The organism is Promicromonospora sp. AC04 (genome assembly GCF_003058225.1).
Lineage (GTDB): Bacteria > Actinomycetota > Actinomycetes > Actinomycetales > Cellulomonadaceae > Promicromonospora.
The window spans coordinates 1,045,520-1,057,997 of record NZ_QBUG01000001.1 but is presented as its reverse complement, the minus strand read 5'-3'; the positions used below and the strand labels follow the sequence as shown (position 1 = coordinate 1,057,997).

General features: G+C 72.0%; 12 protein-coding genes. 9 read left to right on the top strand and 3 right to left on the bottom strand.

Going from position 1 to position 12,478, the window contains the following annotated elements; translation table 11 throughout:
* Positions 1-10 precede the first annotated feature (10 nt).
* The 5 genes from C8K30_RS04555 (at position 11) to deoC (ending at position 4,834) form a co-directional block, all read left to right on the top strand.
* Positions 11-460: a cytidine deaminase gene (locus C8K30_RS04555; RefSeq protein ID WP_255415700.1), complete on the top strand. Its 450-nt coding sequence runs from the start codon at positions 11-13 to the stop codon at positions 458-460.
* Entirely contained in the window at positions 457-1,857 is a 1,401-nt protein-coding gene (locus tag C8K30_RS04550; RefSeq protein WP_108491635.1) for a thymidine phosphorylase, read from the top strand. The genes C8K30_RS04555 and C8K30_RS04550 overlap by 4 nt, the downstream gene beginning before the upstream one ends.
* Positions 1,858-1,972: 115 nt before the next feature.
* Entirely contained in the window at positions 1,973-2,887 is a 915-nt protein-coding gene (locus C8K30_RS04545) for a hypothetical protein (protein WP_146197327.1), read from the top strand.
* A 46-nt stretch (positions 2,888-2,933) separates the two neighbouring features.
* Positions 2,934-4,085: an adenosine deaminase gene (locus C8K30_RS04540; RefSeq protein WP_108491633.1), complete on the top strand. Its 1,152-nt coding sequence runs from the start codon at positions 2,934-2,936 to the stop codon at positions 4,083-4,085.
* On the top strand, positions 4,082-4,834 hold the full coding sequence (deoC, locus tag C8K30_RS04535; RefSeq protein WP_108491632.1) for a deoxyribose-phosphate aldolase: 753 nt from the start codon (positions 4,082-4,084) through the stop codon (positions 4,832-4,834). The genes C8K30_RS04540 and deoC overlap by 4 nt, the downstream gene beginning before the upstream one ends.
* 75 nt (positions 4,835-4,909) lie before the next feature.
* Here the strand turns inward: deoC and C8K30_RS04530 are convergent, their stop codons facing one another.
* Complete coding sequence (locus tag C8K30_RS04530; RefSeq protein ID WP_108491631.1) at positions 4,910-7,687, bottom strand: glycosyltransferase; 2,778 nt, start codon at positions 7,685-7,687, stop codon at positions 4,910-4,912.
* A 140-nt stretch (positions 7,688-7,827) separates the two neighbouring features.
* Here C8K30_RS04530 and C8K30_RS04525 point away from each other — a divergent pair, with 140 nt between their 5' ends.
* Positions 7,828-8,448 carry a DUF402 domain-containing protein gene (locus C8K30_RS04525; RefSeq protein WP_146197326.1) on the top strand — a complete coding sequence of 207 codons (621 nt, stop codon included), beginning with the start codon at positions 7,828-7,830 and terminating at the stop codon, positions 8,446-8,448.
* Positions 8,449-8,487: 39 nt separating this feature from the next.
* Positions 8,488-8,625 carry a hypothetical protein gene (locus C8K30_RS30625; RefSeq protein ID WP_158280930.1) on the top strand — a complete coding sequence of 46 codons (138 nt, stop codon included), beginning with the start codon at positions 8,488-8,490 and terminating at the stop codon, positions 8,623-8,625.
* Between the two features lie 17 nt (positions 8,626-8,642).
* Here C8K30_RS30625 and C8K30_RS04520 read toward each other — a convergent pair whose 3' ends face one another.
* On the bottom strand, positions 8,643-9,443 hold the full coding sequence (locus C8K30_RS04520; protein WP_233256967.1) for a siderophore-interacting protein: 801 nt from the start codon (positions 9,441-9,443) through the stop codon (positions 8,643-8,645).
* A 155-nt stretch (positions 9,444-9,598) separates the two neighbouring features.
* On the opposite strand from C8K30_RS04520, the gene C8K30_RS04515 reads away from it, so the two are divergent.
* Together C8K30_RS04515 and rfbB are read left to right on the top strand one after the other, a co-directional pair.
* Positions 9,599-10,765: a nucleotide sugar dehydrogenase gene (locus C8K30_RS04515; protein ID WP_108491629.1), complete on the top strand. Its 1,167-nt coding sequence runs from the start codon at positions 9,599-9,601 to the stop codon at positions 10,763-10,765.
* A gap of 4 nt (positions 10,766-10,769) precedes the next feature.
* Positions 10,770-11,765 carry a dTDP-glucose 4,6-dehydratase gene (rfbB, locus tag C8K30_RS04510; RefSeq protein WP_108491628.1) on the top strand — a complete coding sequence of 332 codons (996 nt, stop codon included), beginning with the start codon at positions 10,770-10,772 and terminating at the stop codon, positions 11,763-11,765.
* A gap of 92 nt (positions 11,766-11,857) precedes the next feature.
* Here rfbB and rfbC read toward each other — a convergent pair whose 3' ends face one another.
* Positions 11,858-12,472, bottom strand: a complete 615-nt coding sequence (gene rfbC / locus C8K30_RS04505) for a dTDP-4-dehydrorhamnose 3,5-epimerase (protein WP_108491627.1) — start codon at positions 12,470-12,472, stop codon at positions 11,858-11,860.
* Between the last annotated feature and the right edge of the window lie 6 nt (positions 12,473-12,478).

The window sequence follows — 12,478 nt, the reverse complement described above, 5'->3', positions numbered from 1 at the left end:
GATGGTGGACGTGGAATCTGACGTGGACTCCGTGGATTCGGCGAGCTCGGTGGACTCGGTTGACTGGGAGAACCTGCGGGCGGCGGCCCGGGGCGCGCTCGACAAGGCGTACGCGCCGTACTCGCACTACCCGGTGGGCGCCGCCGCCTTCGCCGACGACGGCCGCCTGCTCACCGGCGCCAACATCGAGAACGCCGCGTACGGGGTCACCCTGTGCGCCGAGTGCTCGCTGGTCAGCGCCCTGGTGATGTCGGGCGGCGGGCGGTTCGCCGCGTTCACCTGCGTGAACGCGCTCGGCGAGACGATCATGCCGTGCGGCCGGTGCCGCCAGATCCTGTGGGAGCACGGCGGGCCGGAGCTGCTGGTGGACACCCCGCAGGGCGTGGTGGCGATGACAGAGGTACTGCCCCAGGCCTTCGGGCCGGGCGACCTGGACCACGTGCGGGAGGCAAAGCGATGACCGAGCAGTCCACCAGCACCGAGCCGTTCGACGCCGTCGACGTCATCCGGGCCAAGCGCGACAAGGAGGCCCTGTCCGACGCGCAGATCGACTGGCTCGTCGACGCCTACACCCGTGGTGTGGTGGCCGACGAGCAGATGTCCGCGATGACCATGGCGATCCTGCTCAACGGCATGTCACGCGCGGAGATCTCCCGGTGGACGAGCGCGATGATCGCGTCCGGCGAGCGCATGTCGTTCGCCGGGCTCTCCCGGCCGACGGCGGACAAGCACTCCACCGGCGGCGTGGGCGACAAGATCACGCTGCCGCTGGCGCCCCTCGTGGCGGCGTTCGACGTCGCCGTGCCGCAGCTCTCGGGCCGCGGCCTGGGGCACACGGGCGGCACGCTCGACAAGCTGGAGGCCATCCCGGGCTGGCGGGCGTCGCTGACCAACGACGAGATGATGTCCCAGCTCGAGTCCGTGGGCGCGGTGATCTGCGCCGCCGGAACGGGCCTGGCGCCGGCCGACCGCAAGCTGTACGCGCTGCGGGACGTCACCGCCACCGTCGAGGCGATCCCGCTCATCGCTAGCTCCATCATGTCCAAGAAGATCGCCGAGGGCACCGGTGCCCTGGTGCTCGACGTGAAGGTCGGCTCCGGCGCGTTCATGAAGACCCTGGACAGCGCGCGCGAGCTCGCCCGCACCATGGTCGACCTCGGGACCGACGCCGGGGTGCGCACCGTCGCCCTGGTCACCGACATGTCGGTGCCGCTCGGCCTGACCGCGGGCAACGCCCTGGAGGTGCGCGAGTCCCTGGAGGTGCTGGCGGGCGGCGGGCCGTCCGACGTCGTCGACCTCACCGTGGCGCTCGCCGTGGAGATGCTCGCCGCGGCCGGCCGCCCCGCCTCGGAGGCGGATGTGCGGGAGGCCCTGGCCGGCGGCCGGGCGATGGACAAGTGGCGGGCCATGATCGCGGCGCAGGGCGGCGACGTCGACGCGCCGCTGCCGGTCGCGAAGGAGACCGAGATCCTGGTGGCGCCGCGGTCCGGCGTGCTGACCTCGCTCGACGCGTATGCGGTGGGCGTGGCGGCCCGGCGGCTGGGTGCGGGCCGGGCGCGCAAGGAGGACGCGGTCCAGGCCGCGGCCGGCGTCGAGATCCACGTGAAACCGGGGGACGACGTCGCCGCCGGGCAGCCCGTGCTCACCCTGCACACCGACACCCCGGAGCGGTTCGCCCGGGCCCGCGAGGCGCTCGACGGCGCATGGGCGGTGGAGCACGAGAGTGCCGGGGCCGTGCTGCGCGACATCCTGACCGGTGCTGCGGGTGCTCTGGCGAGCATCGACGGGGGCTCGGGCGCCATGGCGGGTGCCGGGCTCGTGGCGGACGACTCGGTGGTGCTGGACCGCATCGTCTGATGCGCGTCGTCCGAGGCGAGTTCCTGGAGGTGGGGCGGGGTTTCACCCGCTCCGCCGACGGCGCCCGCGCGTGGCGGACCGGCGAGTCGCCCGAGGGCGGCTTAGCCTGCTGAACGTGCAGTCGACATTGCGCCTTTCGTCCCTGCTCGGCGCAATGCGTGCATTCGCCGGGCCAGTACCGACCCCACCCCCGCCAGGTCGCTTCGAGCGCCCGGCGGTCCCCGACGACGTCGAACGCCACCTCGAGCTGGTGACGTCCCGCGCCCGGCGGTCCGTCCTGGACCCGCTGGCGCGCGAGCGTGGCACCGGGACCGTCGGGTTCCCGCGGCGGCTGAACCTGCCGTCGCTCTACGGCGCCGCCGCGGCCGCCGTGCAGGTCGACGAGACCACGTGCGGCTCGGCGGTGCTGGCGATGCTCGGGCTCGCCGGAGATCCCCGGGCGGCCCTGCGGATCGCCACCGACGACCCCGCTGCGCGGTTCGTGCGGCTGCAGCACGCGATCCAGTCGGCGACCAACCGGCACGGGCTCGTCGTGGCGGGCTGGCCGCGCACGTACGGCACGCCGCCGTGGGGCGCCGCGCGGTTCGCGAGCTACGGCGGCGTCCGGTACACCCATCGGGTCGCGGGCTCGCGGGCCCTGCTTGAGGCTGCGGTCGCCGCCGCCCGCGCGGGGATCCCGGTGCCCCTGTACACGGGCGGTGACGTCACGAGCGGCTGGGACTCCGCCGTCCCGCGCCACGTGGTGCTGCTCACCCTGGCCGACGGCGAGGGGGACGAGGGCAACGCCGTCCTGTACGAGCCGTCGGGCGCGGGGCTGCACACGGTCCCGGTCGCGGCCCTGCTCGACCCGCCGCCGGCGGCCGGGCCCGACGAGGCGCAGCAGCCGACGGACGACCGCACGGCCGCGCGGGTGCGCAAGGCGCTGACCGCGGCGTTCGGCGGCTGGCCGCACGTGGCGTGGGTGCTGCTGCCGGAGCGCGTGGGGCGGTGGCGCACCGACGACAGCGGAGCGACGACGGAAGCCCGCTGACGGCCACGATGGGAGCCGTGTCGGTGCCGAGCGGTAGGTTGTCAGCATGACCACGCAAGACCCCGGGGCGCGCCCCGGCGAGGCGCTGATCCGCGCCCTGCCCAAGGTTGTGCTGCACGACCACCTCGACGGAGGCCTGCGGCCACGGACCGTCCTCGAGCTCGCGGACGCCGCCGGGCACGAGCTGCCCGCGAGCGACGCCGAGTCCCTCGCCGCCTGGTTCCGGGACGCCGCCGACTCCGGCTCGCTGGTCCGGTACCTCGAGACCTTCCACCACACCATCGCCGTCATGCAGACGGCCGACAACCTCGCCCGCGTCGCACGCGAGGCCGTGCTGGACCTCGCGGCCGACGGCGTCGTGTACGCCGAGCAGCGCTGGGCCCCGGAGCAGCACCTGGCCGGCGGGCTGTCGCTCACCGAGACCGTCGAGGCGGTACAGGCCGGGATCGACGACGGCATCGCCGCCGCCGCGGCCGACGGCCACCTCATCCGGGTCGGCCAGCTCGTGACCGCGATGCGGCAGGCCGACCGCTGGCAGGAGATCGCGGAGCTCGCCGTCGCCCACCGGGACGACGGCGTCGTCGGGTTCGACATCGCGGGCCCCGAGGACGGGTTCCTGCCGTCGCGCCACCTCGCGATCTGGCGCTACCTCGCCGAGCACGACTTTCCCGTCACGATCCACGCGGGCGAGGCCGCCGGCCTCGACTCCATCGGGCAGGCCGTGCACCTGGGGCAGGCGGACCGCCTGGGCCACGGCGCCCGGATCATCGACGACATCGCCTTCCCGGACCAGGACGACGTCGCCGCCGGCCACCTCTCGGCCGACCGTCCCGGCGGCGCGGCGGACCTGGGCCGCCTCGCGCACTGGGTGCGGGACCACCAGATCCCGCTCGAGCTGTGCCCGGTGTCGAACCTGCAGACGGGTGTGGCCGCGTCGATAGCCGAGCACCCGATCACCCGCCTCAAGGAGCTGGACTTCGCGGTCACGCTCAACACGGACAACCGCCTGATGTCAGGCACGTCGATGACGCACGAGATGAAGCTGCTCGTCGACGAGGCCGGCTGGACGCTCGACGACCTCGTCGACGTGACCGTCACCGCCGCCTGGGGTGCGTTCATGCACCACGACGAGCGGCGCGACCTCGTGGAACAGGTCATCATGCCCGGATTCCAGAAAGTCGAAGGTGCCCTCGTATGACCGCACAGACCCACGCGACCCAGCCCGCTCAGCCGCCGCGCGACCGGGCGGCGCTCGCCGCGTTCGTGGACCACACCCTGCTCAAGCCGGAGGCCACGGCGGCCGACGTCGCTGCACTCGTCGAGGAGGGCGCCGAGCTCGGAGTGTTCTCGGTGTGCGTGTCGCCGTCGTTCGTCTCGCTCGCGGTCGAGGTGGCGGCCGGACGGCTCGCCGTCGCGACGGTGTGCGGGTTCCCCTCGGGCAAGCACATGAGTGACGTGAAGGCCTTCGAGGCGGCCCGCTCCGTGGCCGACGACGCCGACGAGGTCGACATGGTGATCGACGTCGGTACCGCGCGCGCCGGCCGGTTCGACGTCGTGGAGGCCGACGTCGCCGCGGTCCGCGGGGCCGTGCAGGCCGACCGCGTCCTCAAGGTGATCATCGAGTCCGCGGCGCTCACGGACGAGCAGATCGTCGGCACGTGCAAGGCGGCCGAGGCCGCCGGCGCCGACTTCGTGAAGACGTCAACGGGCTTCCACCCGGCCGGCGGCGCCTCGGTGCACGCCGTGTCGCTGATGGCCCGGACCGTGGGTGCCGCGGGCGGCGGCAGCCTCGGGGTGAAGGCCTCCGGCGGGATCCGGGACCTCGACACGGCGCTCGCGATGATCGCGGCGGGCGCGACCCGCCTGGGCCTGTCGGGCACGGCCTCTGTTCTGGCCGGCTTCGACGAGGACGCCCCGGTCACCGCTCCCGCCCCGACCGACTACTGATCGTTGAGTGCTGGATTTTCGCCCTTTTCCGTGTGCCAGAAGGGCGAAAATCCAGCACTCAACGTTGCTGGCGGGCTAGCGGCGGGCGGCCAGCCACGCCTCCGTGGCTGCCCAGTGCTCCTTGAGCAGGATGTAGCGGTCGTCGTGCCACGGCTTGACCGGTCCGGCCCAGTGGATCAGGCCGGGCTCGGTGACGACCTCCTGCGTGGGCCACGCGTTCCACCGGGCGTCCAGGACGCGGTAGCGCGACCCCGCGTAGGCGTTGAGCACGTCCTGGTCGTTGAGCCCGTACCGCTCGGCGTACGGCACGAACTCGGCGGTGAACCCGTCGGCGCGCATGACCGCCAGGTCGAGCAGCAGGATTCCCGCGTTGAAGCCGTGGTACCCGTGCCGGTGCCGTTGCATCATGGCGCGCACCAGGTCCTGGGCGGCGTCGGGGTCGTGCCCGAGCAGCCGCGTGGACCGGATGACGTTCCCCACGCCGTGCCGGTAGTTGTACGAGATCGACGGGCGGGCCGCCAGCGGCGCGCCACCGAGGTCGGTGTCGTACAGCTCGGCCAGGTCGACCACGGACAGCGCGTCCAGGTCGTGGTACAGCACGCGGTCGAGGTGCGGCAGCAGCTCGGGCAGCAGCAGCCGGTCCATCGTGGCGACCGTGATGTGCTTGAGCATCCCGAGCACCGCCCCGTAGTCGATCCCGTCGCAGGCGAACCACTCGAACGTGACCTCGGGGAACAGCCCGGCGAGCCGCTCGTGGTCCGCGGACGTGTGGTCGCGCGTCAGCGCGACGACCCGCACCGGCCGGTCGGTGTGCCGTACGACCCCTGCGACCACCACCTCCATCTGGGAGCGCAGGTTCCCGTCGAGGGCCACGGCGACGTTGAGCACGCCCCCCGCGGGGCTGTCCCGGGATCCGTTCGCGGGCACGGGGCGCGGCCTGGCCGCCTCCACCAGCACCCGCGTGGCGCGCACCCCGGCCACGATGTCCGCGACCGAGCAGGTGCCCGACGGCGCGGGCACCGGCGCGGTGTGCACCGCCCGCGCCCGTTCCACCTCGTCGGCCACGGTGGCGCGCCAGGTCGCGTAGACCTCGTCCCGCGAGGCGCCGGCGAGGATCTTGGCCATCGCCGGCGCGACGACGTCCCGGATCCGGTTCTGCATGGCGCGCCGGTCGGCCTCGTCGGCGTCGAGCAGGCCGGCGAACCGGATGTCGGCGTCGTTCCGGGGCCGGAAGTCGACGTCCGCCCCGATGGCCCACGCCGGGAGGAAGGCGTGCAGACGCGAGGTGACCAGGCGGGAGAACCGGGTCCGGTAGGCGTCGAGCAGGTCGACGGCGGTGTGCACGTTGCGGCCGAGCCCGTGGCTGCGGACCGAGGGATGCAGGTGGGTGACCAGCTCGCTGCGGGTGTCGTGCTCCGGGACCGGCGTGTCCACGTACACGGCCGGTGCGCCGGCCGGCGCGGGCTGGAAGCCGGAGGGGAACACCGTGTCGATGGTGGTGGTGAGGCAGCCGCTGAAGAACGCGGGGACACCCGCGTTGAGCAGCAGGTGCACGGTGGTCCAGTCGCGGCACCCGATGGGCCCGTGGGCCCTGAGGTAGTCGACGGCGGTCGGCGTCAGGATGGCGTGCTTGTTGACGTGGAACGAGACGAACAGCGGCTGCAGGTTCTCGTGGAACGGGAAGTCGAACCGCAGGTCGAACTGGCTGTGCATGTACCAGCCGAACGCGAGCATCCAGGTGTTCTCCGGCACCGCGTCCAGCCGGGACATGTCGCGCTGCACGAGCGTCAGGTCCACGTCGGCGCCCGGCCCGGGCACCACGTGCTCGGGGCGCACGCGGCCGGCGAGGAACCGCACGGGCTCGGTGACGGCGTCGTCGCCGTGCAGGCGCACGCCCTCGTGCCGCAGCAGGTGGCCCAGGCTCGCGATGGTCTGCACCGTGTCGCCGATGTTGCTGGAGGCCACGTTCTCGTCCGGCGCCTTGTAGTCGATGACGGCGAACGACACGTGTCCCGTCGGCACCCGCGCGGGCGTCGCGGGCCGGAGCGCCTTGTCGATCCAGGGCGCCAGGTGGTCGATCGACGCCTGGACCCGCCCGGTCGGTCCGGCAGCGTTGCCGGTCGCGTGGCCGACGGCGTAGCGGGCGGCGTCGAGCGCCTCCGCCGCTGCCGCGGGCTCGTCGGCGATGAACAGGAGCTTCGCGATGTCGAGCAGCACCGCGGCGTCGGACACGAAGCCGTGCCGTACCCAGGTGGTGGCCGTCCGGGTGACGTCGGGGTTGGCCATGGCGATGCCCGCCCGGAGGTACTCAGCGGGGGCGAGGCGGGCGGCGTCGTCGGGCCCGAGCTCGCGCAGCAGGTCCCACGCGAGCTCGCGCAGGCCCACGCGCTGCGCGATCAGGGCGGCTCCGGCGACACCCGCGCGGCGCGTCTCGGGATGCGCCATGAGCGAGTGGCACAGCGACCGCCACTGGGCGGTGTCCAGGCTGCGGGCGGTGCGGATGGAGGTGGTGATCGCCTCGTCGACGGGCAGGCCGCGGCGGAGGGCGGCGGTCACCACCGCGTCGCTCGAGAGGGGCTCTGGTCGTTCCTGGAAGGGGCGGTCCGCGGCGCGGTCCGGGGCGGACCACACCTCCCGCGGCTGACGGTTGGCTTCCTTGGCGGAGGCCCAGGACTCCTGGTCGGGGGACGGCAGAGGTCGGGCGTCGGGTAACGGGCCCGGCCGATCAGGATGCGGGTTGAGTAGGGGATCGGCCGCGGCGGTGAGCAGCGCCTCGGCGATCATCTCGTCAGCGGTCGGGACCTGGTGCGCAGTCTCACCGGGCGCGGCGAGACGGCGGCTTGCAGGGGACATGAAGGCTCCTCGTGGGGTCGACGGGTGCGGCGGGTACCGTCGTCAAGGAGGGCGCTCCCAGCGAGCGCGGAATGCCGACGGTGGCCAGAGCGTAGTGCCCCTGGGTTACGCCCCGACGACGTCTCGGTAGGCTCCCGGACATGTCTGCGCAACAACCTGCTGATCAGGGTTTTTCGCCGTCGCTGCCGACCGAGCCGGGCACCGTTGTCGGCGCCCGCATGCGCAAGTGGGACGGCACTCCGCACTGGCGCTTCGATGGGGTGTATCTCGGCAGGGACGAGCACGGTGTCTGGCTCGGCTACCGGACCGGGACGCTGTTCAGCAGGCCCGGGCGCGAGTACCACACGAAGACCGCCGGGCTCATCGTCTTCGGCGACGTCGGATGGGTCACGGACATCTACCGCGACCACCCGCGGGGCGCTCTCCTGTACATCGATCTCACGACTGTCCCCGAGTGGAGCGAGGTGCCCGACGACGGTCGCGACGGTCGGGGGCCCGCGTTCGAGGTCTCCGCGGTCGACATGGATCTCGACGTCCTGGCCAACGAGCCGGGCAGCAAGGCAGCCAAGGGGAAGGGCGAGACGCTCATCGACGACGAGGACGAGTTCGCGGAGCACACCGTGCAGTACGGCTACCCACAGGAGGTCGTTTCCCGCGTCCGCGCGGACGCCGACGCCCTGCTCGCCGCGGTGCGTGCCGAGGAGCCGCCCTACGACGGTCCGACGGCCAAACGCTGGTTCGCGGCGTTCGATGCGCTCTGAGAGCTCGTGACACGCGGGGACCTTCGGACGGCCGACCAGATGAGGTACTTCGAGAACAACCTCGAGCGGATCGAGGCGCTGTGGCGCGTCGAAGGACCATGGGTCTTCGGCGTCTACGAGAACGAGCTCCGGCGGCTCAACCTGCCCAGAAGCAAGGAGCCCGCGCAGGCTGGGTGACGATCAGGCAGAGCCCGTCAGTGCGCGCTGAGCACCAGGTCGTCCTGCTCCACCGCTGCCCGCCACTCGGCCTTCTCCGCGCGCCAGCGCTCGTCGTCGCGGCCGCGACGCCAGTAGCCCGACGCCGAGAGCAGCTCGCGCGGCACACCCAGCGTGCCGCGCGCCCAGCGGCGCAGGTCACGGACGCAACCGGCCTCGCCGTGCAGGAACGTGTGCGGCACGCCGTCCGGCAGCTCGGCGGCCTGCACGACGTCGGCCAGGCTCGCCCCGGTGGATCGGTGCACCCACGTGACGCGGAGGTCCGCGGCACTCGTGATCTCCTGCTCCTCCGACGCGTCGGCGACCTCGACGAAGACGTGGGCCACGGCGTCGTCGGGCAGGGCCTCGCACGCGGCCGCGATGGCCGGGAGGGCGGACTCGTCGCCGGCCATGAGGTGCCACTGGGCGTCGGGGGACGGCGCGTAGTCGCCGCCCGGGCCCACGAACGAGACCTCTTCGCCCGGTTGGACCCGCTGGGCCCATGGGCTGCCGTAGCCCTCGTCGCCGTGGGTGACGATGTCGATGTCCCAGCTGGACTCGGCGACGTTGCGGATCGTGTAGGTGCGGAGCACCGGGCGACCCTCGGGCTCGGGGGACTCCGCCATGACGAGCTTGATGTAGCGGTCCGTGAGCGGCGTGGGGTCGACGCCGGCCAGCGACTTCCCGCCGATCGTCACCCGGATCATGTGCGGGGTGAGGTGCCGGACTGCCGTCACGGTCGCCGTGGTGCGGACCCCCTTGCGGGGCTTTCCGATGAGTGCGTTCGTGGTTTGCGACATGGTGAGGTAAGCCTAACCTCTGGGGCTGCCGAGCGCCGGTGTGGCGTGCGTCACTGGCTGAAGGTTCGCGCGGCCCCCGCGGGACACGCCGTCGGGGTCTCGCCGCGCGCCTACGATGGGCCCGTAATCGAACTCTTCCTGTCAGGAGTCCCGTCGTGAAGATCGCTGTCGCCGGCACTGGATACGTCGGTCTGTCCAACGCGGTCCTGCTCGCCCAGAACCACGAGGTGTGGGCGGTGGAGGTGGACCCGGTCAAGGTGGCGCAGGTGAACGACCGGATCTCGCCGATCGTCGATGCCGAGCTCGAGGAGTACCTCGCCGGCAAGGAGCTGAACCTGACCGCGACCCTCGACAAGGACGCGGCATACGCGGGCGTGAGCGTCGTGGTCATCGCCACCCCGACGAACTACGACGAGGTGACCAACTTCTTCGACACCTCGTCGGTGGAGTCCGTGATCGACGACGTCCAGGCCCGGGCGCCCGAGGCGACGATAGTGGTCAAGTCCACGGTCCCCGTGGGGTTCACCGAGCGCGTGCGCGAGGAGCGCCCGGGCGCGGTGATCGTCTTCTCCCCGGAGTTCCTGCGCGAGGGGCGGGCGCTGTACGACAACCTGCACCCGTCCCGGATAGTGGTGGGCGACCGGTCGGACCGCGGCAAGCAGTTCGCGGACCTCCTGCTGGAGGGCGCCCTCACCAAGGACGTCCCGGTGCTGCTGACCGACCCCACCGAGGCCGAGGCGATCAAGCTGTTCGCCAACACCTACCTCGCGCTGCGGGTCGCGTACTTCAACGAGCTCGACACCTACGCGGTGACCCGCGGGCTGGACACGGCGCAGATCATCGAGGGTGTGGGCCTGGACCCGCGGATCGGGTCGCACTACAACAACCCGTCGTTCGGGTACGGCGGGTACTGCCTGCCCAAGGACACCCGCCAGCTGCTGGCCAACTACGCGGACGTGCCGCAGAACCTGATCAACGCGGTGGTCGACGCGAACACCACCCGCAAGGACTTCGTGGCCGCCGACATCCTGCGCCGCAGCCCGAAGACCGTGGGCGTCTACCGGCTGGTGATGAAGGCCGGGTCGGACAACTTCCGGGCCTCCAGCATCCAGGGCATCATGAAGCGCATCAAGGCGAAGGGCGTCGAGGTCATCGTGTACGAGCCCACCCTGGACGAGGACGAGTTCTTCCACTCCGAGGTGGTCCGGGACCTCGACGAGCTCAAGTCCCGTGCCGACGTCATCATCGCGAACCGCCGCACCGGGGCGCTCGACGACGTCGCCGACAAGGTCTACACGCGCGACATCTACGGTCGTGACTGAACCGGTGCGGGTCCTGGTCACCGGCGGAGCCGGCTTCATCGGCGCGAACTTCGTGCAGCAGACGGTGCGGGAGCGCCCCGAGGTGCGGGTCACCGTGCTGGACGCCCTGACCTACGCGGGTGACCGGACCTCGCTCGACCCGGTCGCGGACCGCGTGGAGCTGGTGGTGGGCTCGATCACCGACGCGCCGCTCGTGGACCGGCTCGTCGGGGAGTCGGACCTGGTGGTGCACTTCGCGGCGGAGTCGCACAACGACAACTCCCTGAACGACCCCTCGCCGTTCGTGCAGACCAACCTCGTGGGCACGTTCACGCTGCTGGAGGCGGTGCGCAGGCACGGCGTGCGGTTCCACCACATCTCGACGGACGAGGTGTACGGGGACCTCCCACTGGACTCCCCGGAGCGGTTCACGCCGGAGACCCCGTACAACCCGTCGTCGCCGTACTCCTCGACGAAGGCGGGCTCCGACCTGATGGTCCGGGCCTGGGTGCGGTCCTTCGACGTGCGGGCGACCATCTCGAACTGCTCCAACAACTACGGGCCGTACCAGCACATCGAGAAGTTCATCCCGCGGCAGATCACCAACCTGATCGACGGCGTCCGCCCCCGCCTGTACGGCGCGGGCCTGAACGTGCGCGACTGGATCCACGTCGAGGACCACAACGCGGCCGTCTGGAGCATCATCGAGAAGGGCACCATCGGCGAGACGTACCTGATCGGGGCCGACGGCGAGACCAGCAACCTCGAGGTGGTGCGGACCCTCCTGGGGATCTTCGGCCGGGACGCCGACGACTTCGACCACGTGACCGACCGCGCCGGGCACGACCTGCGCTACGCGATCGACGCCTCGCGGCTGCGCACCGAGCTGGGCTGGTCGCCCAGCTACACGGACTTCCGTGAGGGGCTCGCGGCGACCGTCGACTGGTATCGGGAGCACGAGGCCTGGTGGCGGGGGGCGAAGGCTGCGACTGAAGCGAAGTACGCGGCGACCGGCCAGTAGCCCGCCGCGTCAGACGTACAGGTCACCCGAGTGACCCGTGGGTCAGTAGCGGTCAGTGACGCCGGAGCCGTGGACGAGTACTGAAATGCGGCTCAGACCAGGGTGCCCACGTAGTCCCGCACGGCGTCCTGCGTCGGGAGCAGGCCCTGTTCCTTCGCCTCGGCGAGCGTTGGCGCCGCCTCGTCCTTCTCGGACAGCAGCGGCGCCAGCGGGCTGCCGTCGCGGGCGGTGGTGGGCCAGTCGATGCCGACCTCGGGGTCGAGGGGGTGGATGCCGTGCTCGCGGCCCGGCGCGTACCCGGACGAGCACAGGTACATGACGGTGGAGCCGTCCTCGAGGGACATGAACGCGTGGCCCAGTCCCTCTGACAGGTAGATCGCCCGGCGGTCGACGTCGTCCAGGAGGACGGCGTCCCAGGTGCCGAAGGTGGGCGAGCCGACACGGATGTCCACGACGACGTCGAGAACTGCGCCCTGGACTGCCATGACGTACTTGGCCTGGCTGGGCGGCACGTCCGCGAAGTGGATGCCGCGGAGCACCCCGGCGGCCGATACCGAGCAGTTGGCCTGCTGGAGGTCGAAGGCGTGGCCGACGGCGTCGGCGAACGGGCCGGCCTTGAAGGCTTCGAGGAAGACGCCCCGGGGGTCCCCGAACTGCTTGGGGGTGATCTCGAACGCGCCGGGCACGGCCAGCTCGCGGTACTCCATGAGGCT

Bases quoted from the DNA above. Each gene is read 5' to 3' on its own strand.
- C8K30_RS04550 (WP_108491635.1), top strand. From the start codon at position 457: ATGACCGAGCAGTCCACCAGCACCGAGCCGTTCGACGCCGTCGACGTC.
- C8K30_RS04540 (WP_108491633.1), top strand. From the start codon at position 2,934: ATGACCACGCAAGACCCCGGGGCGCGCCCCGGCGAGGCGCTGATCCGC.
- deoC (WP_108491632.1), top strand. From the start codon at position 4,082: ATGACCGCACAGACCCACGCGACCCAGCCCGCTCAGCCGCCGCGCGAC.
- C8K30_RS04530 (WP_108491631.1), bottom strand. From the start codon at position 7,687: ATGTCCCCTGCAAGCCGCCGTCTCGCCGCGCCCGGTGAGACTGCGCAC.
- C8K30_RS04525 (WP_146197326.1), top strand. From the start codon at position 7,828: ATGTCTGCGCAACAACCTGCTGATCAGGGTTTTTCGCCGTCGCTGCCG.
- C8K30_RS30625 (WP_158280930.1), top strand. From the start codon at position 8,488: ATGAGGTACTTCGAGAACAACCTCGAGCGGATCGAGGCGCTGTGGCGC.
- C8K30_RS04520 (WP_233256967.1), bottom strand. From the start codon at position 9,443: ATGTCGCAAACCACGAACGCACTCATCGGAAAGCCCCGCAAGGGGGTC.
- rfbC (WP_108491627.1), bottom strand. From the start codon at position 12,472: ATGGAGTACCGCGAGCTGGCCGTGCCCGGCGCGTTCGAGATCACCCCC.